Origin of the sequence: Streptomyces sp. NPDC059649 (genome assembly GCF_042734445.1) — a bacterium.
In the GTDB taxonomy this organism is placed as follows: domain Bacteria; phylum Actinomycetota; class Actinomycetes; order Streptomycetales; family Streptomycetaceae; genus Streptomyces.
Genome location: NZ_JBHWDV010000002.1, coordinates 559300 through 581095 on the forward strand (window position 1 = coordinate 559300; position 21796 = coordinate 581095).

General features: G+C 69.7%; 18 protein-coding genes and 1 pseudogene. 10 read left to right on the top strand and 9 right to left on the bottom strand.

Going from position 1 to position 21796, the window contains the following annotated elements; all coding sequences use genetic code 11:
- The first annotated feature begins 44 nt into the window (after nt 1-44).
- The gene (locus tag ACFV1J_RS05330) at nt 45-827 is read left to right on the top strand and encodes a LysE family translocator (protein ID WP_385855880.1); all 783 of its coding nucleotides are present in this window, start codon (nt 45-47) and stop codon (nt 825-827) included.
- Between the two features lie 75 nt (nt 828-902).
- Nucleotides 903-1358, top strand: a complete 456-nt coding sequence (locus ACFV1J_RS05335; protein WP_385855881.1) for a PaaI family thioesterase — start codon at nt 903-905, stop codon at nt 1356-1358.
- 393 nt (nt 1359-1751) lie between these two features.
- Here the strand turns inward: ACFV1J_RS05335 and ACFV1J_RS05340 are convergent, their stop codons facing one another.
- The 5 genes from ACFV1J_RS05340 to ACFV1J_RS05360 form a co-directional block, all read right to left on the bottom strand.
- Nucleotides 1752-2600, bottom strand: a complete 849-nt coding sequence (locus ACFV1J_RS05340) for an urease accessory protein UreD (protein ID WP_385855882.1) — start codon at nt 2598-2600, stop codon at nt 1752-1754.
- Nucleotides 2597-3307, bottom strand: a complete 711-nt coding sequence (ureG, locus tag ACFV1J_RS05345; protein ID WP_385855883.1) for an urease accessory protein UreG — start codon at nt 3305-3307, stop codon at nt 2597-2599. The genes ACFV1J_RS05340 and ureG overlap by 4 nt, the downstream gene beginning before the upstream one ends.
- A gap of 83 nt (nt 3308-3390) precedes the next feature.
- A complete protein-coding gene (locus ACFV1J_RS05350; RefSeq protein WP_385855884.1) occupies nt 3391-4065 on the bottom strand; it encodes an urease accessory protein UreF in 675 nt (224 codons plus the stop codon).
- Between the two features lie 79 nt (nt 4066-4144).
- On the bottom strand, nt 4145-6106 hold the full coding sequence (ureC, locus tag ACFV1J_RS05355) for an urease subunit alpha (RefSeq protein ID WP_385855885.1): 1962 nt from the start codon (nt 6104-6106) through the stop codon (nt 4145-4147).
- Entirely contained in the window at nt 6099-6827 is a 729-nt protein-coding gene (locus ACFV1J_RS05360) for an urease subunit gamma (protein WP_385855886.1), read from the bottom strand. The genes ureC and ACFV1J_RS05360 overlap by 8 nt, the downstream gene beginning before the upstream one ends.
- 630 nt (nt 6828-7457) lie before the next feature.
- On the opposite strand from ACFV1J_RS05360, the gene ACFV1J_RS05365 reads away from it, so the two are divergent.
- Complete coding sequence (locus ACFV1J_RS05365) at nt 7458-9098, top strand: PucR family transcriptional regulator (RefSeq protein WP_385855887.1); 1641 nt, start codon at nt 7458-7460, stop codon at nt 9096-9098.
- Nucleotides 9099-9165: 67 nt separating this feature from the next.
- On the opposite strand, the pseudogene ACFV1J_RS05370 reads toward ACFV1J_RS05365, so the two are convergent.
- Nucleotides 9166-9966: pseudogene (locus ACFV1J_RS05370) on the bottom strand (inositol monophosphatase family protein); the annotation flags it as partial.
- Nucleotides 9967-10388: 422 nt separating this feature from the next.
- Between ACFV1J_RS05370 and ACFV1J_RS05375 the strand changes: the two are divergent.
- The 6 genes from ACFV1J_RS05375 (at nt 10389) to ACFV1J_RS05400 (ending at nt 16145) form a co-directional block, all read left to right on the top strand.
- Nucleotides 10389-11483 (top strand): M20 family metallopeptidase, encoded by a 1095-nt coding sequence (locus ACFV1J_RS05375; RefSeq protein ID WP_385856007.1) that lies wholly within the window; start codon nt 10389-10391, stop codon nt 11481-11483.
- Nucleotides 11480-12262 carry a GNAT family N-acetyltransferase gene (locus tag ACFV1J_RS05380; RefSeq protein ID WP_385855888.1) on the top strand — a complete coding sequence of 261 codons (783 nt, stop codon included), beginning with the start codon at nt 11480-11482 and terminating at the stop codon, nt 12260-12262. The genes ACFV1J_RS05375 and ACFV1J_RS05380 overlap by 4 nt, the downstream gene beginning before the upstream one ends.
- Nucleotides 12263-12391: 129 nt before the next feature.
- Entirely contained in the window at nt 12392-13495 is a 1104-nt protein-coding gene (gene menC / locus ACFV1J_RS05385; RefSeq protein WP_385856008.1) for an o-succinylbenzoate synthase, read from the top strand.
- Nucleotides 13496-13723: 228 nt separating this feature from the next.
- A complete protein-coding gene (locus ACFV1J_RS05390) occupies nt 13724-14620 on the top strand; it encodes a ketopantoate reductase family protein (RefSeq protein WP_385855889.1) in 897 nt (298 codons plus the stop codon).
- Between the two features lie 110 nt (nt 14621-14730).
- Nucleotides 14731-15306, top strand: a complete 576-nt coding sequence (locus ACFV1J_RS05395; RefSeq protein ID WP_385856009.1) for a DUF6817 domain-containing protein — start codon at nt 14731-14733, stop codon at nt 15304-15306.
- Between the two features lie 47 nt (nt 15307-15353).
- Nucleotides 15354-16145 (top strand): VOC family protein, encoded by a 792-nt coding sequence (locus ACFV1J_RS05400; RefSeq protein WP_385855890.1) that lies wholly within the window; start codon nt 15354-15356, stop codon nt 16143-16145.
- A gap of 103 nt (nt 16146-16248) precedes the next feature.
- Here ACFV1J_RS05400 and ACFV1J_RS05405 read toward each other — a convergent pair whose 3' ends face one another.
- The 3 genes from ACFV1J_RS05405 to helR all read right to left on the bottom strand — a co-directional run bounded on the left by ACFV1J_RS05405 (nt 16249) and on the right by helR (nt 19505).
- Nucleotides 16249-16560: a hypothetical protein gene (locus ACFV1J_RS05405; RefSeq protein ID WP_385855891.1), complete on the bottom strand. Its 312-nt coding sequence runs from the start codon at nt 16558-16560 to the stop codon at nt 16249-16251.
- 141 nt (nt 16561-16701) lie between these two features.
- The gene (locus ACFV1J_RS05410) at nt 16702-17226 is read right to left on the bottom strand and encodes a GNAT family N-acetyltransferase (RefSeq protein ID WP_385855892.1); all 525 of its coding nucleotides are present in this window, start codon (nt 17224-17226) and stop codon (nt 16702-16704) included.
- 53 nt (nt 17227-17279) lie between these two features.
- Nucleotides 17280-19505: an RNA polymerase recycling motor ATPase HelR gene (gene helR, locus ACFV1J_RS05415; protein WP_385855893.1), complete on the bottom strand. Its 2226-nt coding sequence runs from the start codon at nt 19503-19505 to the stop codon at nt 17280-17282.
- A gap of 633 nt (nt 19506-20138) precedes the next feature.
- Between helR and ACFV1J_RS05420 the strand changes: the two genes are divergently transcribed.
- Nucleotides 20139-21740 (top strand): CocE/NonD family hydrolase, encoded by a 1602-nt coding sequence (locus tag ACFV1J_RS05420; RefSeq protein WP_385856010.1) that lies wholly within the window; start codon nt 20139-20141, stop codon nt 21738-21740.
- Nucleotides 21741-21796 lie beyond the last annotated feature (56 nt).

The window sequence follows — 21796 nt, forward strand, 5'->3', positions numbered from 1 at the left end:
CCTAGGTTTCCTCTCAGAGCAAGGAACGTGAGAGGAAACCATCGATGCACACGACGACGCTGGCGGCTTTTCTGGCGGTGGATCTGCTGCTGGTGTTCACACCGGGCGCGGACTGGGCCTATGCGATCTCGGCGGGGCTGCGGGACCGGTCGGTCGTCCCTGCGGTGGCCGGGCTGATAGCCGGATACGCGGGATACACGCTGCTCGCCGTGGCCGGTCTGGTGGTGATCGTGGCGAGCTCGGCGACCGTGCTCACCGTGCTGACCGTCGCCGGCGCCGCCTACCTGATGTGGCTGGGCTGGGGCGTGCTGTCGCGGCCGGCGGTCCTGGGCGCGGCCACGGAGACGACGGCGTCCTCGACGGTGGGCTCCCCAGCGGTGGCCTCCTCGACATTGGCGTCCTCGGCGGTGGGCTCCTCGGTGGTGGGCTCCTCGGTGGTGGGCTCCTCGACGGTGGCGTCCTCGGCGGTGGGCTCCTCGACGGTGGCGTCCTCGGCAATGGTGCCCACGGCAATGCCCGTTTCGCGCGGGCGGGTCATGCTCAAGGGTGCCGGGATCAGCGGCCTGAATCCCAAGGCGCTGTTGCTGTACTTCTCGCTGTTCCCGCAGTTCATCAACCCGGCCGGCGGCTGGCCCGTCGCCGCGCAGACCGGGTTGCTCGGCACGCTCCACATGACGGCCTGCGCCCTGGTCTACCTCGCCGTCGGCGTCCTGGCCCGCACCGTCCTGAGGACCCGCCCTTCGGCGGCCCGGGCGGTGACCCGGGTCTCCGGTGTCATGATGATCGTCATCGGCGCGTTCCTGCTGGTGGAACGCCTCGCCGGCTGATCGGCCCGCGTCACCCTCGTACACGCAAATTGTCGTGTCCGTCGCCACACTGTGATGTCCGTCGAAGGAGAGTACGTGGAAGATCAGACGCAGCCGGAAGAGGCGAGCCCCGAGGTGCAGAAGCGCATCCAGGACAGCTTCGACCGCCAGGGGCTGATGAGCCACCTCGGGGCCCGGATAGCCCACATCGGCCCCGGCCGGGTACGTATCGTGCTCCCCGGCCGCCCCGAAGTGACCCAGCAGCACGGCTACTTCCACGCCGGTGCCACCAGCGCCATCGCGGACAGCGCCGGTGGCTACGCCGCCTTCACGCTGTTCCCCGAGGACACCGACGTGCTCACCGTCGAGTACAAGATCAACCTCTTGGCGCCTGCGGTCGGCGCCCACATCGAGGCGGTCGGGACGGTCCTGAAGTCCGGACGCACCCTGACTGTATGCCAGTTGGAGGTGTTCGGAGTCCAGCACGACCGGCGGAACCTCGTCGCCAACGGGCAGCAGACGCTGATCCGGGTGAACCGGACCGAGCAGTGAGCCGACTGGCGGAGCGGGGCTGAGCGGTCGGGCGGCTGAGCGGCCGGGCGGCCGGGCAGTCGGAGGCTTCAGTCGGCCGGAGACTTCAGCCAACCGGGAGCTTCAGGGAGCGCCGCGGTGGCGGATCCGATGCCGCTGGTAGCGCCGTCACCAGGGTTACGCGTCCGCCCAGATCGAATCCGCCCAGGTCAGACCTGACCTGGGCAGATCTGACCAAGTCAGAGCTGCCCAGGTCGAAGGAACCCATCAGCTTGTCCTTCGCATCGCACCATGTCCCCGCCGGGAATGTCCCCCCCCGTCATCGGTGATTCCTCCGGCCGTCATGAGTCCATGGGCCGCCTGAGCATGTGGCGGGCCGGGTGAGCGATAGCCCGCGTTGGTGTGACGCCCGGATCAGTGCGGGTTGCCGCGTGCGAGGGGCTGGCCGGAGTCGATCTGTGCGGTGGTGAGGAGGTGGGTGGTGAGGAGGTGGCGCAGGCGGAGGCCGTCCGGGGCGACGGCGGTGACGAGGGTGGCGGGGCCGGCGAGGGGGGTCCGTACGGCTTGGCCGTCTTGCGGGGCGTCGCCGAGGAGCTGGACTTCGGGGGTGTCTGCCTCGAAGTCCGGGTCGACGACGAGGAGTTGGCCGGTTGCGCGGTGGCCCGCGAGGACTGCCGGGCCGTCCCAGCCGGGTTCGCCCGGCCCGTATGCGGCCTGCTGGTCCAACAGGGTGCGCCCACCTCGGCGGACAGTGAGGCGAGTCGTCAGATGGCCGGGGGACTCGCCGGTGCGTCCGAGGATCTGTTCCTCGCGAAGTACGAGCCGGGCGGTGGGGGCGAGGTCGATCGTCCAGATCTGGCGCAGATCGCTGCCGGCCGCGCAGATCAGCGGTTTGGGCAGCCAGTGGAGCTGCGCGTGCTCTCCAACGGTCAGGTGCACGTCGTAGCTGGCGGGTGCGGAGGTCGGGCCGCGGAGGGCGAGGGTCGCGGCGGCGGAGGTGAGGTGCAGTGCCGCGCCCTGTTGGACGGTGGCTTCGATCCGCAGCCGGTCGCCGCCGAGGGGGGCGCTCATGGCGCCGACGACGCACACCCGGGCCTGGGTCCCGTGGGTATTCAGGCGGCGCAGTTCGAAGGGGCCGTCTCCGTCGAGGACGGGCAGGGCGGTGGTGCCGCCCCTGACGGCGGCCAGGATGCGGGCGGTGGCGCGTACCCCCGGGGCGGACCGGTCAGGGGCAGGTGCGGTGTGTGGCCGGGTGAGGGTCATGCGGGGCCGGCACTCCAGTCGGTGAGTCGTGCGCGGACCCAGTCGGTGACGGGCTTGATGCCGTCACCGGTGGTGAGGGAGGTGAAGACGACGGGGAGTTCGCCGCGCTGGGTCTTGGCATCGCGGGCCATGGCTTCCAGGTCGGAGCCGACGTAGGGGGCGAGGTCGGTCTTGTTGATCACCAGGAGGTCGGCGGTGGTGACGCCGGGGCCGCCCTTGCGGGGAATGTCGTCGCCGCCGGCGACGTCGATGACGAAGATCTGGAAGTCGACCAGGCCCTTGGAGAAGGTCGCGGTGAGGTTGTCGCCGCCCGACTCCACCAGCACCAGATCGAGGGGTCCCGTCCCCTCGCAGGAGAACGCAGCCTCCAGATCCTCCACTGCCTCCAGGTTGGCCGAAATGTCGTCACGGATCGCCGTGTGCGGGCACGCGCCGGTCTCTACAGCGGAGATCCGCTCGGCGGGCAGTACCGCCTCGCGGAGCAGGAATGCGGCATCTTCGCGGGTGTAGATGTCGTTGGTGACGACGGCGATGGACAGCTCGTCGCGCAGCGCACGGCACAGCGCGGCCACCGTTGCGGTCTTCCCCGAGCCGACGGGTCCGCCCAGGCCGATGCGCAGGGCGCGCGGGTGCCCTCCGGGCCGTACCCGGTCGGCGGCGCTGTAGGTGTGGCGCTCGGGAAACGTCTCGTCGTGGTCACGGTGCATACAAACTCCAGTCCTGCGTGAGGTGGGGCGTTCATGGGCTCTTGAGACCTGCGTGAGGTGTGGCGTCTTCGGGTTCTTGGAGGTCAGGAGGCGAAGAGGCGTGTCGGCCAGGCGGCGTGCTGCTGCGCGGTGATGTCGAGCAGCGGCGCGGACGCGGCGGGCAGCGCATCGAGCCCCTCGGCCGGGACGCGTGCTGCAGCGGCGGCCGCCGCCGCGGCGGTCCGATCGAGGTCGGGAGCGAGTCGGGCGAGGGCCCCGGTGGCGTCGAAAGGGTCCAGGCTCAGTAGCCGGACCGCCGCGGTGGCCGGTCCGCTGAGGGCTTCGTACGCCGTCGCGTACGCGGCATCCAGCGGGGAAAGCCCGGCGGACCGCGCGGCCAGCCCCAGCACCACCGGCTGGTGCGCGCCCTGCGGCCGGGCCGCGGCCAGTGCGTCCAGCTCGGCCGAGGGCCAGGTCGCGCGGGCGGCCCGCATCATCTGTCGTCCCAGTTTGCGGGCGGTGATCCGTAGCGCCAGGACGGGTGTGCGGGCGTCGGCGGCCTCGTCGAGCGCCACCGGATCATGGCCCGCGGCGGCCGCGGCAGCAAGCGCCGCCGCGACCAGGCCCGCGGTGTGCAGGCGCCCCCGGCAGAAGTCCTCCAGCGAGTGCCTGTCGTTGACCAGGCCCGCTGCCACGGCGGGTTCGGCCCCGCCGGAGTGTGCGTGCCCTCCGGCGGGGAATCGGCCATCGGCCAGGACGAGCAGTGCGGCACGGCTCATTCTTTCGCGGGTCACCTTTCGTCACTGGTGTCAGGGCACCGGCTCCGTGCTGCGTGTGCATCGTCCGGCGCTCGGTGCCTCAGAAGAGGAAGTACCGCTGTGCCATGGGGAGTTCGCTGGGATAGCTCCGCTCGACGGTCTGGCCCTCGACGCGGGTCGTCACGTCCTCCACCTTCATGCCCCCGGCGATCACCTCGTAGGTGTCGGGATCGATCCGGACGTCGGGGGTCGCGTCGTTCTCCTTCATGTCCGCCTTGCGGATGCCACGCGTGCTGGTGATGGCCTTGAACTTCTTGCCCAGCGAGAGCCGTTCGGGCAAGCCGCTGTCGATGGCCCGTTGCGTGACGAAGTTGAACGAGGTGGAGCGAGGCGCCAGGCCGGTGGCTCCCCACACGGCGCGGGGGAGTACCGGTTGCGGGGTGGGGATGGAGGCGTTGGCGTCGCCCACCTGCGCGTACGCGATCTGCCCGCCCTTGATGACCTGATGTGGCTTGACGCCGAAGAACTTCGGCTCCCACAGCACCAGGTCGGCCAGCTTGCCGGGTTCCACGGAGCCGACCACCGCATCGATGCCCTGGGCGATCGCCGGGTTGATGGTGTACTTCGCGACGTACCGGCGGGCGCGCCTGTTGTCGGCCCCCTTTTCACCCGTCGGCCGCTCCTCCTCCGGCAGCCTGTCCTCCTCCAGGAAGCCCCGGCGGACCTTCATGACGTGCGCGGTCTGCCAGGTGCGTGTGATCATCTCGCCGATGCGGCCCATGGCCTGGGCGTCGGAGGACATGATCGAGATGGCGCCGAGGTCGTGCAGGATGTCCTCGGCGGCCATCGTGGAGGGGCGGATCCGGGAGTCCGCGAAGGCCAGATCCTCCTCGATCTTCGGGTTGAGGTGATGGCAGACCATCACCATGTCGAAGTGCTCCCTGACCGTGTTGATGGTCAGCGGCCGGGTGGGATTGGTGGAGGCGGGCAGGACATTCGGCTCCTTCACCATTTTGATCATGTCGGGGGCGTGGCCGCCGCCGGCGCCCTCGACATGGAAGACATGGAGGGAGCGAACGGGGCGGCCATCGCTGCCGTCACTGCCGTCGATCGCCGCGATGGTGTCGTCGACGAAGCCTGCTTCATTCAACGAGTCGGCGTGCAGGGCCAGTTGAACCCCGGTCTCCTCGCAGACCTCCAGACACTTCTTGAGCGCGGCCGGGGTGGCACCCCAGTCCTCGTGGATCTTGAAGCCGATGATGCCCGCATCCACCTGGTTGTACATGGACTCCTCGGACATGGTGGCACCCTTGCCGAGCAGTCCGACGTTGACCGGGAAGGCATCCAGCGCCTCGAAGGTGCGGGCGATGTGCCAGCAACCGGGCGTGACCGTGGTGGCGGTACTGCCCTCCGCCGGCCCCGTACCACCGCCGATGAGCGTGGTGACACCCGCGGAGAGCGCCTCACCGACCTGCTCGGGGCAGATGAAGTGGACGTGCGTGTCGACCCCGCCGGCGGTGAGGATCTTCCCGTTGCCCGCAATGACCTCCGTCTCCGGACCGATGACGAAATCCGTGGGTGTCGGGCCGACGTCATTGTGCTTGCCGGCCCCGTCATGGAGGCGGTCCATGGTCTCGTCGTTGTACGCCTTGCCCAGCGCGGTGATGTGACCGTCGCGGAGGCCGACATCGGCCTTGACGATGCCCCAGTGGTCCAGGATGACGGCACCGGTGATGACGGTGTCGGGAGGCTCGACGACGTCGCCGGCGTCGGCATCACCGGATTCGTCGGCCCCGACGGGCTCGTCAGCATCACGTGCGCCGCGCCGGTCGCGCGGCGCAATGGACTGCCCCATCGACTCACGGATCACCTTGCCGCCGCCGAAGACCATCTCGTTCCCGCTGCGCCCGGGACCGCCGGCCCAGTCATCCTCGATCTCGATCCGCAGCTCGGTGTCGGCGAGACGGATACGGTCGCGGGTCGTCGGTCCGAACCGGTCCGCGTACTGGACGCGGGTCAGGGGATCGGAAGGCTTGGGAGGCTCAGGGCAGCACTCAGTCATTGAGCTCACCCCCGACCTCGGCGGATGAAGCCTGCTCGGCGGATGAGCCACGCTCAGTGGATGAAGGTCGGGTGCCGATGAGGGGGCCGCCGACCTCGCCGCGAAGGCCGTGCACCTCGCGCTTGCCCTCGATGGGGACCAGTTCGACATGCTCCGGCACGTTGGGCTCGAAGCGCACGGAGCTGCCGGCCGGGATGTGCAGGCGCTTGCCCCAGGCGGCATCACGGTCGAATTCCAGGCCGGGGTTGGCTTCGGCGAAGTGGTAGTGCGAACCGACCTGGACGGGACGGTCACACGGGTTGTTGACGGGTAGGGGAGTGACCTCGCGGTCCTCGTTGAAGCGCACGAACTCGTCGCCCGGCTCCGTGGAGTAGTCCACCTTGCCCGGTGAGACCAGCGGCTCGTCGTCCTTGCCCGCTTCCGGGAAAGGATCGTGGACGGTGACCAGCTTCGTGCCGTCCGGAAACGTGGCCTCCACCTGTACGTTCTTGATCATTTCCGGGACGCCCTCCATGACCTCCTCACGGGTCAGCAGCTTCCGCCCGGAAGACATGAGGTCGGCGACGGTTCTCCCGTCGCGGGCGCCCTCGAGGACGTGGACGGTCAACAGCGCGACGGTCTCGGGGTAGTTGAGCCGGATCCCCCGGGCCCGACGCTTCTCGGCGACGTCCGCCGCCACATGGATCATCAGGCGCTCTTGTTCGTGTGGAGTCAGGTGCATAGCCCTACCCTGCGTTCGCCCTACCCAGAGCTCCTGCCCTGGACATCGGAGCCGGGACCCGGCCACGGCCTGGCCGTCGACAGCCAGGGATGGGTTCTCAAGACCTCACCCCCACGCCGCCGTCGGCGCAGCACAGCCTCCGTGGCCTCCGGCCCCAACCCTCGTGACGACGAACATGGTCACGCGGGCAGGGCCGGAAACAACTCGCAGCCGGACCACGCTCTTATGGGTGAGCGGGAAGGATTCTTCCGAAAAAGCGGGACATGGCTGAGCTATCGCCGACAACGGTGGTACGAGCGCGCCGTGCTCGGCTGGACGTCGAGTGAACCAGTGCCCGCCGGTGTTCAGCGGGAGTACGTTCGGTGCGGCGGTCCGCGCGGTGAAGGGTGGAGCGGACCCGGAGGGACCTGAACGGTGGGCTGCCGAGGCTGCTGAGACGCTGCGGGCAGGGGAAAGGTGGTCGTCGGCGCGTGCGCGGAGATCCGAGTCCGTGATCCACCGGATCCATGATCGCTCGGGTTGGTGATCACCTGGGTTCGTTCGGAGATACGGATTCGCTCGCCTATCCTCGTCCGCACGCACCAAGCCGGGGGACCGTGACGGCCCTAACCTGCGGAGATGATCAGGCGCATGTCGACGCACCCCGCCAGAAGCTTGAGCCGGGTGCTCAAGGACTTCGGCTCCACCCTCCTGGACCTGTTGCACGGCGGCGCCGAGGCGGCCGGAGAGATCGGTGGCGTCGGCATCCACGACCCGTATGACGAGCAGCACTATCCGCAGCGCGCCATCGTGCTCGGCGTCGGTGTCCATGGAGCCGAGCAGATCTCCCGGCTCCTACGGGACCTCGCCGTTCATCGGGCCGCGGCCCTGGTGGTCCGGGGCCCGGTCGAGGACGCGGGCGAGCTCGGACCGGTCGTGGCCGAGACCGGTGTGGCGCTGCTGGCCCTGACCCGGGGAGCGTCCTGGGCCCAGCTGGCTGCGATGCTGCGCACCCTGCTGTCCGAGGGGGACGTCGGCGAAGCGGGCGCACACACGCTCGGCGGCGTGCCGTCCGGTGACCTCTTCGCGCTGGCGAACGCGATCGCCACCCTGCTGGACGCCCCGATCACCATCGAGGACCGCAGCTCGCGGATCCTGGCCTTCTCCGGCCGGCAGGACGAGGCGGACACAGCCCGTGTGGAGAGCATCCTGGCCCGGCAGGTGCCCGAGCGCTATCTGCGCGCCCATGAGGAGAGCGGGGCCTTCAAGCAGCTGTACCGCAGTGACGGCCCGGTGCACATTCCCCCGCCGACCGTCGGTGACGAGGTCGCGCTGCCACGCGTGGCGATCGCGGTGCGTGCGGGGGACGAGATCCTGGGGTCGTTGTGGGCGGCGCTGCGGCAACCGCTCACACCGGAGCGCGACCAGGCGTTCCGGGAGGCGGCCAAGCTCGCGGCGCTCCACATGCTCCGGTTCCGCGCGGGCACCGACGCCGAGAACCGGCTGCGCGCCGACCTCGTCGCCACCGCGCTGGAGGGCGGGGGAGGGGCGGTCGATGCGCTCGGTCGGCTGGGGCTGGTGAACGAACCCACCCTGGTCATGGCCATGGGACTGGGCCCAGGCGCCGGCGACGATCATGCTCACCTCACCGCCGAGCGCCAGCGCCTCACGGGCGCCCTGGCCGTCCACCTCACCGCCGTCCAACCCCGTTCCGCGGTGGCGCTGCTCGGCGACGTGGCGTACGCACTGTTCCCGGTGACCGGCGATCCGGCCCACGCCCGGGAACGCGCCGTGCAGGTGGCGGCGAACTTCCTGCAGCGCACCGGTGACCGGGCCGGCGCCGTCATCGGCATCGGCTCGGTCGCCCAGGAGCCCGCCGCCCTCCCGCGCTCCCGGGCCAACGCCGACCGGGCGCTGCGCGTACTGCTGAGCGGCGAGAGCGTCCAGCGCGTCGCCTCGATCGCCGACGTATACGTCGACGCCCTCCTCCTGGAGATCCGGGACCTCGCGATCGCCAACCGCGACGAACTCTGCGGGCCGCTCGCCCGGCTGGCGGCCTACGACGCCCAGCACAACGCCCACCTCGTCGAGACCCTGCGGGCGTGGCTGGACGCCTTCGGAGACGTCATCGCCGCCTCCGCGAGCGTGTTCGTCCACCCCAACACGTTCCGCTACCGCATCCGTCGGGTGGCCGAGGTGGGACAGCTGGACCTGCAGGATCCGTCCGCCCGGTTTGCGGCGATGCTCCAACTCCGTCTGCACGGGACGTCTCCGTCCGCAACGGCCCGGTGACCGCTAGCCGAGTGGCCGAGTAGCGCAGTGGCAAGGTCAGTTGAGGCGACAGCCCGGCGGTGATGTCTCAGGCGCTGCCCTGACGTCTGCTGCGGATCATCGACATCAGAAGGTGGTGGGTTTCGCCGTCGGCAGCCGCGACGAGTCCGCGACCTGCCTGACCGATCGGGGCGCCGTCGATCCCCGTGACCACGCAGCCGGCGGCCCGGCAGAGGGCGATGCCGGCGGCAAAGTGCACGCTCCCGGACAGGTCGCCGCCGTCCGTGACGTAGGCGGCGCGCTTGCCGGCGGCGACCCAGGCCAACGCCAGCGTCGTGGAGGCGACCCGGGGGCGGAACCGTTCCCCGAATGAGGGGTGGGCCAGCAGGTCCACGGCCCGGAAACCAGGTGCGTTGGGGAACGGCGGGTCCAGATTGACGTCGACGAGTTGACTGGCGGGTGAGGGGGCCAGCCGGGCATCGGGACCGGGACCGTCATGCCGCAACCAGGCGGTTTCACCGTCGGTGAAGAAGACCTCGCCGCTGAACGGGTCGGCCACCGCGGCCGCCCCGTCGCGCAGCCCCACGTTGACGGCCACCAGCATGGTGCCGACGGCGTAATTCAGCGTGCCGCACAAGGGATCCACCAGCCACTGGCGCGCGGCCTTGGTGGCGCCCTGCTGTCCGCCCTCTTCGCCGAGGACGGCGTCGTCGGGCCGGGCGGCGCGGATGATGCTGAGGATCGCCGTCTCGGCCGTTACATCGGCGGCGGTGGCGAAGTCCCCGGCGCCCTTGTCGATACGGGTGAGCCGCTGGCCGTACATGCTGCGCACCACGTCCGCGCCGGCACGGGCCGCTGCTGTCGCAACCCCCGCATCGTCAACCCCCGCATCGTCAACCCTCGCGTCGTCAACGCCCGCATCATCAAGACCCGCATCATCAAGACCCGCATACGAGTGGGACATGCCAGGCAGGATATCGGCGACGCACGCACTCCCTCGTCTGGGGCGATGCCGACGGGCGGTGGCGATCCCCAGGCGGAGGGCGCTGGTTGGGACGGCGCTCCCAGGTTCTGCGAGAGGTGCCAGCCAGGCCATCCGATCCACCAGGCCCTCCGACCCACCAGCCACCGTCGATCTCCACGGATTCGGATCCAGGCACGAACCGGCCCCCCGGATTGTTCACCGGGCTACCAACCCGCCCCAGGTCAGCGTGCCTAGCGTTGCGGTCATCCCACCCCTGGAGGACCCACGTGCCGGTTGACCCCGTATCCCGATCCGCCCGCGCGGACCATCTGGCGAGCCTCGACGCCATGCTCGCCGACCTCGAAGAACTCGTGGTCTGCGAGTCCTACTCCGCCGACCACGCGGCCGTGGCCCGCAGCGCCCAGGTCGTCGCCGCGCAGGGCGGCCGACTGCTCGGCGCCCAGCCTCAGCTGCTGGTCGTCGACGGTGTCACCCACGTCCAGTGGACCTTCGGAACGCCGCGCGTCCTGCTCCTCGGCCACCACGACACCGTCTGGCCGATCGGATCCCTCAAGACCCACCCCTGGTCGGTGGAGCAGGGCATCGCCCGCGGCCCCGGCGTCTTCGACATGAAGGCCGGACTGGTCCAGATGTTCCACGCCCTCGCCTCGCTCCCGTCCCTGGACGGCATCTGCGTACTGGTCACCGGCGACGAAGAGGTCGGATCAGGCACCTCCCGCCGACTCATCGAAGACCTCGCGCGTCAGTGCACGGCCACCCTCGTCCTCGAACCCTCAGCCCCCGCAGGGGCGTTGAAGACCAGCCGCAAGGGCGTCTCCCTGTACGACCTCACGGTTCACGGCCGGGCCGCCCACTCCGGACTGGAACCCGAGAAGGGCGTGAACGCGGCGACCGAACTCGCCCACCAACTCCTCGCCGTGCAGCAGATCGCCGACAGCGTCACCGCGCGCACCGGGCCCGGGACGACCATCACCCCGACCGTGATGTCGGCAGGCACCGCGAGCAACACCGTGCCCGCCCGCGCCACATTGAACGTGGACGTGCGCGTTCCCACCGCCGCGGCACAGGAAGCGGTCGACCAGCTCATCCGGACCCTGCAGCCGCAGATCCGCGGCGCCCGGCTGCAGATCGACGGCGGCCCCAATCGTCCGCCGTTGGATCCCGACGCCTCCCGGGAGCTGTTCGCCCTGGCCACCGAAGAGGCCGCACAGCTCGGCCTCGGCCCGCTGCGGCAAGCGGCGGTCGGCGGCGCATCCGACGGCAACTACACCGCCGGAGCCGGCTGTCCCACCCTCGACGGACTCGGCGCCGTGGGCGACGGCGCCCACGCCGATCACGAACACGTCCTCACCGCCACCATGCCCGCCCGTGCCCGCCTCCTGGCCCACCTCGTCGGAGCACTGCAAGGAACGCACCAATGAACGCACCCGAAATCCGCGAACTCCACGCCATGGAGGAGTTCGCCACCGCCAGCCGTCTCTACGCCGGTATCTGGGGAACGGACACCGCCGGTCCGCCCGTCTCCGCCGGGGTCATGCGCGCCCTGTCGCACGCCGGCAACTACGTGGCCGGCGCCTACGAGGACGGCCGGCTGGTCGGCGCGTCCGTCGCCTTCTTCGGCGACCCCCCGGCCACCACCCTGCACTCCCACATCACCGGCGCCTCCGGAGGCCGCGGCATCGGCCTGGCCCTCAAACTGCACCAGCGCCAGTGGGCGCTCGCCCGCGGCCTGCAACGCATCACCTGGACCTACGACCCGCTCATCCGCCGCAACGCCTACTTCAACCTCGTCAAACTCGGCGCCCGCCCCGAGGAGTACCTGACCTCCTTCTACGGCGCCATGGACGACGCCATCAACGGCGGCGACGAGTCCGACCGCGTGCTGATTGCCTGGGACCTGACCGCACCGGCCGAAGCACCCGACCCGGGCACCACACCCGCCGTGCCCGCCGACGCGGCGTACGCCCTACGGAACCGCGGCGGCCGCCCCGAAACCGGACCGGCCGACGCCGACACCGTCCTCGTTGATCTGCCCGACGACATCGAGGCCCTCCGCCGGCAGGACCCCGGTGCCGCCCGTGCCTGGCGACTGGCCGTCCGGCACACCCTGGGCGGCCTGCTCGCCGAAGGCGCCCGCGTCACCGGCTTCCACGACCGACGCAGCTACCTCGTCGACCGCAATCCCACCACCGCTGCCTGAACCCCAAACCTCTAACCCACACCCCAAATCCCTAACCCCTCAGCCTCTCAACCTCCCAACACCACAACCCCTCAATCTTCCAAGACCACAACCGCACCCCCCTCAACCAGGAGTCACCTGACCATGAAGATGAAGATCTCCGGGATCGAACTGCGCCGGATCGCGATGCCGCTCGTCGCACCGTTCCGCACCTCCTTCGGCGTCCAGACCAGCCGTGACGTACTACTGGTCCGCGTCGTCACCGCCGACGGCGAGGGCTGGGCCGAATGCGCGGCCATGTCGGAACCCCGCTACTGCTCCGAATACGTCGACGGCGCACAGGACGTCCTGCGCAAGTTCCTCATTCCCGCCCTGCCGAAGGACGGCGTGGATGCTGCTGCCGTGGGGCGGATACTGGAGCCCTTCACCGGCCACCACATGGCGAAGTCCGCACTGGAGACCGCGGTCCTGGACGCCCAACTGCGCATCTCCGGCGAGTCCTTCGGCTCGTACCTCGGCGCCGCCCGGGACCGCGTCCCTTGCGGCGTCTCCGTCGGAATCATGGACTCCGTCCCGGAACTCCTCGACGCCGTCGCACGTTACGTCACCGAGGGCTACGTCCGCATCAAGCTGAAGATCGAACCCGGCTGGGACGTCGAACCGGTCCGCGCCGTCCGTGAACGTTTCGGCGACGACCTCCTCCTCCAGGTCGACGCCAACGCCGCCTACACCCTCGTGGACGCCCAACACCTCGCCAAACTCGACGACTTCGACCTGCTGCTGATCGAACAGCCCCTGGCCAACGACGACATGGTCCAGCACGCCCAGCTCGCCAAGATCCTGCGCACCCCGATCTGCCTGGACGAATCCATCGAGTCCGCCGCCGACGCCGCGGCGGCGATCTCCCTCGGCGCCTGTTCCGTCATCAACATCAAACCGGCCCGGGTCGGCGGCTACCTGGAGGCCCGCCGCATCCACGACCTCGCCCGCGCCCACGGCATCCCCGTCTGGTGCGGCGGCATGCTCGAAACCGGCATCGGCCGCGCCGCCAACATCGCCCTCGCCGCCCTGCCCGGCTTCACCCTCCCCGGCGACACTTCCGGCTCCCACCGCTACTTCGCCACCGACATCACGCCCCCGTTCGTGCTCACCGACGGCCACCTCACCGTTCCCACCGGCCCAGGCCTCGGCACCGAGCCCCTCACCGAGATCCTCGACGAGGTGACGACCACCAGGGAATGGATAGCCCGCTAGACCTCAAGCGAGAGCTGCCCTTACGCCCTGTCTGCCTGCCTGCCTGCCTGCCTGCCGCCAACCGCCAACCCAAGACATCGCTTGGGGATTTCCCAGCAAACCCATGGATTGACTTGGGTTTCCGGCAGCTTGATCATCGTTGCAGGGCTCAGGGCGGCAACCCGCTCGCTGTGCTGAAGCACGGCAGGTGCCGACCCACAACGGTCTCGTAAGGACAGGAGCACACGCATGAGCACCACCAACCTGAGGGTGGCCGTCCTCGGACCCGGCGGCGTCGGCGGTCTGATCGGCGCGCTGCTCGCCCGTGCCGGCCACCGCGCCATCTGCCTGGCCGGCGAACGGACCGCAGCCACCCTCCGCCGGGACGGCCTGCGCGTCGAGAGCGCGAAGTACGGGAACTTCACCGCAGAGGTGGCAGCCGACACCCGGCTGCGTGAGCCGGTGGACGTCGTCTTCGTGACGGTCAAGCAGACCGCCTTGGACGAGGCGCTCGAACGGGTCCCGGCCGACCTCCTCGGCGACGCGTCGGTGCTCCCGCTGCTCAACGGCCTCGACCATCTCGCGGTACTCCGCCGGCGCTATCCCTCGGCCAGGGTCGTGGCAGGGACGATCAGGGTCGAGGCCACCCGTACGGCGCCCGGCCGCATCCTCCACACCAGCCCCTTCGCCCACCTGGAACTCGCGGCACCGCTCGACGGGCTCGCCGACCGTCTGCGGGACGTCGGCCTCGGTGTGACACTGCGCACCGACGAGACCGCGGTGATGTGGGACAAGCTCGCCTTCCTCGCCCCGTTCGCTCTGCTGACGACCCGGTACCGGGCCGACCTCGGATCCGTACGAAGTGAGCGGAGGCCGGAACTGCTCGCCGTACTCGACGAGATCACCGCCGTGGCACGGGCCGCCGGCGCGCCGGTGACCACCGAGAACCTGCTGTCGTTCTTCGACGGCGCCCCGCAGTCCATGAGGTCCTCGATGCAGCGCGACGCCGAGGCCGGACGCCCACTCGAACTCGACGCCATCGGCGGAGCCGTCCTGCGGGCCGGGGCCGCCCACGGCGTGGAAACCCCGGCCACGGCCCGACTGGTGGCAGATGTGGCCCGCGCGGCGGACGAGGCGGCGGCGTAATGCAGCGGCTCGCCCCGCGCGACGACGACTCCTCGGTAAACGGAAGCAGAAGAGGGAGCGGGAGCGGCCGGGGAAGCGGCCCGGACCGTGTGACGGCGTGGCCGGACGTCGTGGATTTTCTGCGCGCCCGGGGCGCCGGCCGAATGCCCCACCCCGGTGGCACGCTCCTGGAGCACCTGCTCCGCGTCGCGCGACTGTTGGGGGAGTGGGACGCCGACCCGGCCGTGCAGGTCGCGGGGCTCTGCCACGCGGCGTACGGCACGGACGGTTTCGACCAAACCCTGTTGGACGTCGGCGAGTTGGACGTCGGCAAGTTGGACGTCGGCGGGTTGGAGGCCGGCGGGCGCGCAGTCCTGACCGAACTGATCGGTGAACGGGCGGAGGCGCTGGTCCACCTCTACGCGAGCTGTGACCGCGACGTCGTGTATCCACGGTTCGGGGGCGGGCGGCGACCAGTGGTCTTCCGCGACCGTTTCACCGGCCAGGAACACACCCCACCGGAACCGGACGTGCGCGCCTTCCTCGAGATCACCGCCGCCAACGAACTCGACGTGCTCGCGCACAACGCCGAGCTGGCCGAGCGCTACGGTCCCGCCCTGTGCCGGCTGTTCACCCGCGCCCAGGACCTGCTGTCCGCCGCGGCCCGGGACGCCTGCGAGCACCACCTCGGCCGGTATGCCGACTAATACCCTTACGGATGCGAGCAGTTGACAATCTGACGGGAGCCCTCAGCATGCCCACGGAGCTGACCACGGTCGTCATCGAGGCGTTGGACCCCAGGCGCCTGGCCCGCTTCTGGGCGCAGGCCCTGGAAGGGGAGCCCCCGGCCCCTGCCTCTGCCCCTGTACCTGCCTCTGCCCCTGCCGACGGCTCGATCGCCGACGGTACGGGTATCCGTCTGTGCGGGTCGGGCGACATCGGCCTGCTGTTCGTTCCCTCGGCGCGGCCGAAGACCGCGAAGAACCGGGTACATCTCGATCTCGCGGGCGACGTGGACGAAGTGCGGCGCCTGCTGGCCCTGGGCGCCACCCGTGTGGACATCGGACAGGGCACGGTGCCGTGGGAAGTGCTCGTCGACCCGGAGGGCAACGAATTCTGCGTCCTTCCCCGAACGCGAACGGGCTCCCACAGCGGGCTCGCCCAGATCTGCCAGGACGCCGCCGACCCGAGCACGCAGGGTCGGTTCTGGGAGGAGGCGAGCGGCTGGTCCCTCGTGGACCAGGGCGACTGGGGCGTCAGTCTCGCCTCGGCAGCTGGCGACGGACCCACCCTGGTCATGGGCCCGCCCGCGGCACCCAAGGCGAGCCGGAACCGCATCCAGCTGGCCCTCACGCCCAGCGCCGACAGCGATCCCTCGGCCGAGGTGCCTCGACTGCTGGCCGCCGGTGCCTCAACGGCGGCCCCCGGAAGGGACGAGTCACACCGACACCACCTCCTTTCGGACCGACACCACCTCCTTTCGGACCCCGAGGGCAACGAGTTCCTCATCCTCGGGCCTTCGCAGGCCGAACGACCGGGCGCTTGACGCACGCGACACACACGCCGCTCACCGGCCGGCGCTGAGGCGGCTTTTCTGCTCCTAACGTCCCCCTCGTAACGTCCCTCCATAACGTCCCAAGAGCAACCGCCTAGCCGTCCTCCCGGCCGGGAAGCGCCGCCCCCTGGAGAAATGCCCGGTAAGCGTCTGCGGCATCGTCCTCTACGGTCGGCCCTTCCGGTCCGTACCGTGTGTCGCTCCGGTCGCGTTTGGGTCCGGAGATCCAGAAATCCTCATCGGTGTCGACGTCGTAGAAGTTTGCATCGGACAAGCCGAGACCCGTGGCCCGCCGTAGGGTCCGCCCTTGGAAATAGGCCGTTTTCCAGGTCTTGGAGAAGCCGACCCACCCGATCCACGAGGGTCCGCGATCGGTGTCGTAGCCCGTTTTGAGCTGCACGAACATGATTCTGCGAGGCATAGCTCCAGCTTGGCCGACCCTGCTCACCCAGGAAACCGAATTCATCGACCCAAGCGATGACCCAAGCGATGACCCAAGCGATGATCCAAGCGGTGCTCCAAGGACCGCGGCGTTCACTCGCCCTTCTCAGCGGAGTTCGCTCACCAGCAAACCCATCGTGAACATGTCGTACCACTTGCCGTCACGGCGGAAGACCTGACGAAGGCGGCCCTCCTCGACGAAGCCGGCCTTCTCGTAAACCTTGCGCGCCGCATGGTTCTCCGTGACCACGGTCAACGTCACCTTGTGCAGGCGCATGTCCTCGAAGCCGTAGCGGCAGATCGTCCGCACCGCATCCGTGGCGTAACCCTTGCCCCAGTACGCCTTCTCGCCCAGGTAGATGTCGAGCTTCGCGATGCCCTTCTCCGGCTCCGCGTCCTGCAGCATGACCAGGCCGATGAGCGTGCCGTCGGCGAGTGCCTCGATGCCGAGGAGCACGTTGCCATAAGCGTTGCGGGGGCGCTCCTCCAGCCACCGGCGGACCTGCTCAACCGGGTGTGGGTAGGTGTCGTCCATCCACCGCATGACCTCGGGGTCATGGTTCCAGCGCCACAGCGCCTCGGCGTCCGCCGGGCCCATGGCCCGCAGCGTCACCAGTTCTCCGAGCGGCATGCCCACCAACCCCTTACCCATCCCATGACTTGACCGTGTGAGGAACTACGAAGTTACGACAGTCGTGGCTCGCCGTCCGCCGATGCCGTGACCGAGCTGCTGAGGATGACGAGTTGCTGGGTCGCTCGGGTCATCGCGACATAGCGGTCGACCGCTCCTTCGATGCCCTCGCCGAACTCCTCCGGGTCGATGAGGACGACCAGGTCGAATTCCAGGCCCTTGGACAGCTCCGGAGTCAACGACCGTACACGGGGCGTCGCCTGGAAGATCTGGAAGGTCTGGAAGGTGGCCTCGGCGATGACGCAGGCGATCCCGTCGGGGTGCGCGGCGAGCCAGGTGTCGAGGATCGAGTGCAGATCGGAGGCGGATCCGTGGGTGACCGGGATGCCGTTGCTGCGGATGGAGGTCGGCACATTGGCGTCGGGGAGTGCGGTTCGGATGACCGGCTCGGCTTCGGCCATGACCTCTTCCGGCGTGCGGTAGTTGATGCTCAGGGAAGCCAGGTTGATCCGGTCGAGGCCGATTCGCGCGAGCCGTTCCTGCCACGACTCCGTGAAGCCGTGTCTGGCCTGGGCGCGGTCGCCGACGATGGTGAAGCTCCGGGAGGGGCAGCGGAGCAGCAGCATCTGCCACTCCGCGTCGGTCAGTTCCTGGGCCTCGTCGACGACGATGTGGGCGAACGGGCCGGCGAGCCGGTCCGGTTCGGCAGTGGGCAGTTCGGACTCGTCGACCAGGCTGACCTTGGCGTCCTGGCCGCGCAGCATCGTCACCAGGCCTTCGCCGTCGTCACCGTCGGCGCCGGAGTCGGCGGCGGCCGCGATGAGGTTGTCGACGACCTGCGCCATGCGCTCGCGCTGGGCGGCGAGGATGGCGTTGTGCCGACGCGCTCGTCGTGCCGCCTCCGGGTCGCCGAGGCGCTGCCGCGCCGCGTCCAGGAGCGGCAGGTCGGACACCGTCCAGGCATGGGGGGCCTCCTTGCGTTGCAACGTGCGCATCTCGTCGCGGCTGAGCCAGGGAGCGCACATCCGTAGGTACGCGGGTACCGACCACAGGTCTCCGACGAGGTCCGCCGCTTCGAGCAGCGGCCACGCGCGGTGGAGGGTGGTGACCAGCTCTTCGTCGTGCAGCAGCGACCTGCGGAAGAGGTCGGGCGATATATCGGCGTCGAGCTTGTCCAGCAGGATCGTGACCAGCTCGTCCCAGATCTGCTCGCGCGCCTCGTTGTGCGGAGTGCCTGGCTCCGGTGCGTTGAATGCCTCGGCCCAGTCGTCGGCGCTCAGCCAGATGTCGGACCAGTCGGTCGTGACGGTCATCCCTTCGGCGGGCGGCTCTTCGTAGAACCTGACGGCCTTCTCGATCGCCTTCACCATGTCCGCGGACGACTTCAGGCGGGCCACGTCCGGGTCTGCCTCGACGGCCGCGGTGGCTCCCTCGGCGACGAGGTCCCGCAGGGTGGCCGTCTGCACACCCTCCTCTCCGAGGCTGGGGAGGACGTCGGAGACGTAGGAGAGGTAGGGACGGTGCGGGCCGACGAACAGCACACCGCCCCGGCGGTGACTGAGGCGGGGGTCGGAGTAGAGGAGGTAGGCGGAGCGGTGCAGAGCGACGACGGTCTTGCCGGTGCCCGGACCGCCGTCGACGACGAGAGCGCCGCGGGATCCCGCGCGGATGATGGCGTCCTGGTCGGCCTGGATGGTGCCGAGCACGTCCCGCATCCGCGCCGAACGATTGCTGCCCAGGCTGGCGATGAAGGCGGACTGGTCGTCGAGCGCGGCGTGCCCGACACCTCCGTCCGGGGTGAACACCTCGTCCCAGTAGTCGCTGATGCGGCCGCGGGTCCAGCGATATCTACGGCGGCTTGCCAGGCCCATCGGGTGGGCGTGGGTGGCTGCGAAGAACGGCTCGGCCGCGGGGGAGCGCCAGTCGACCAGCAGCCGACGACCCGTGCTGTCGGTGAGGCCAAGTCGTCCTACGTACACCGGCTCGGAGCCGTCCGCGCCGACCATGTGGCCGAGGCACAGGTCCAGGCCGAAGCGACGCAGTGCGCGCAGGCGGGCGGTCAGCCGGTGGATCTCCGCGTCCCGGTCCATGGCCTGCCGTCCCATGCCGCCGGGTGCCTTGCGCTCGGCTTCGAGGCGGTCGGACAGTTCGGCGATCGTCTGCTCAAGGCTCTCCGCGATGGCCGCGAAGTGCTGCTCGTCACCGGCGATCAGCGTGCGGTCGGCCTTGGGGGAGAGGTGGTCGGGAAGGTCAAACACGCTGGTGGTCAGCGGGTTCACGGTATGGGCTCCGATCTGAGGCCGCTCGTTCGCGACCCTTGCGCACGGCAGGGTGACTGGGTGACTGGGTGTCTGGGTGACTGGGTGTCTGGACGACGGGGTGTCCGGGTGGCTGGGCGTGTGATTCTGCGGCACGAAGGGGGCCTTGCCGCAAGGCCCCCCATGCGCTATATGTTGAGAGTGGCAAGGAGTGGCTGACCTCCTTGCCCTTTCTCTTTTGCCTACGAGGCTTGCCGGCCTACCAGGCTTTCTTCCCCCACCAGGCATTCCCTGCCAGGCTTTCTTGGCCCGAGTGGTGGTTGCGCCCCCGCCCGTCGCTTGCCGGTACAGGGTCGAGAGCGCGACTCGTCGATGGGGTCGCACGGCGATCGCGCACCGACCGGCGCCCCACCCCCTGCCGTGGAGGCGCGTGGCCGAGCCCGGTGGTTCCGCCTCATCCACCGTCAGACGACCCGAACTCGCGCTCCTCTCCCCGGCGTTGCGTCGGCCCTTGCGAAGACCGTCCGCGCATCCCCTATCCTCGTACAGCGTACGTAATAAAGGAGGGGAACCATGCCGTCTCGCATGCCCGAAACCGTGGCCAGGCCGTCCTGGACGCCACCTGACAAGAAGCCGCCGCTGTCCTCACGGATGATGAGGGCGACCTGGCGAGGCCTCCCGGCCAAGCGGTACGAGGTCGGATGGGAGCCGGGGCTGGCGGTGCCGGCCGCCGACGGCAGCCCGCTGATCACCGACCACTACTTCCCGCGCGCCGAGGGCGACTTCCCCACCCTGCTGGTCCGCTCGCCGTACGGCCGAGGCCTCCCGTGGTCTCCCATGTACGGCCTGCTCTTCGCCGAACAGGGTTTTCACGTGGTGTTGCAGAGCTGCCGCGGCACCGGCGGCTCATGCGGTGAGCACCATCCATGGCGCAACGAAGCCGCTGACGGCCAGGCCACGGTGTCCTGGCTGCGCGAACGGCCCTGGTTCAACGGAACACTGGGGACCGTCGGCCCCAGTTACCTGGGATACGTGCAATGGGCCCTCGCCGTGGACCCACCACCGGAACTGAAGGCCATGGTGGTGCAGGCGGGATTGCACGATCCGTGCGCCTTCTTCCACACGGACGGTGTGCTCCACCTGGAGAACGCGCTGGCTGTCGGTGCGGGCATGACGTATCAGCACCAAGGGATGGTGCCGCTGCTGAAGGCGAGCCTGCGGCTGCACAGACGGCTGCGTGACATCACCACCACGCCGCCACTGCGCGGCGCACATGTCTCCGCCCTCGGCGAAGTGCCCTGGCTGGACGACGTGATGGCGCACCCGGACGCCAACGACGCGTACTGGGACGGCATATCGATGGCCGAGGTGATGGATCAGCTGCAGGTGCCCACGAGCCTGATCGGCGGGTGGCAGGACGTACTGCTCGACCAGACCCTGGAACAGTACGGCCGACTGCGCCGGGCCGGATGTGAGACCGCCCTGCTCGTCGGTCCGTGGACCCACACCTCCGCCATGCAACGGGGCTGGCCCGAAGTGTTCGCCGAAAGCCTGGCGTGGCTGCGTGCCCACCTGTACGCCGACCCCTCCGGGCTGCGCCCCACCGCGGTGCGGGTCCACATCGGCGGCGAAGACGCCTGGCGGGACCTCGACGACTGGCCGTCGGCCCCGACTGCCACCTCGTGGTATCCCGCCCCGAACGGGCACCTCACCCAGCAGGCCCCGACCGACTCCGCACCCCTGACCACCTTCCGCTACGACCCGGACGACCCCACCCCGTCCGTCGGCGGCCCGCTGCTCTCCCGCATGGCCGGGACTCGCAACAACGACACCCTGGAGGCCCGGGACGACGTCCTGACGTTCACCGGCCCCCCACTGACCGAGCCCGTGGACATCATGGGCCCGGTCTCCGCACGGCTGAGCATCTCCACGGACACCGGCCACAGCGATGTCTTCACCCGGCTGTGCGATGTGGACGAACAGGGCCGCTCGGTCAATGTGTGTGACGGGCTGGTCCGGCTACGGACGACGGAACATGTGCCCTCGCAGGTCACCGTGCCGATGAGCGCCACCGCCCATCGCTTCCCCGTCGGTCACCGCATACGGTGGCAGATCAGCGGAGGCGCCCATCCGCGCTACCCGCGCAATCCCGGTACCGGGGAGTCGCCGTTGGACGCCACCACCTACGTACCGGTGCGGATCACGCTCCACACGGACTCGGCCTTGATGCTGCCCCGCAGCTCCGGGCTCACGTGATGGTCCCGCCGGCGAGGAACGGCTGACGAGCCGGGCCACCAGGCCCGGCTCACTCC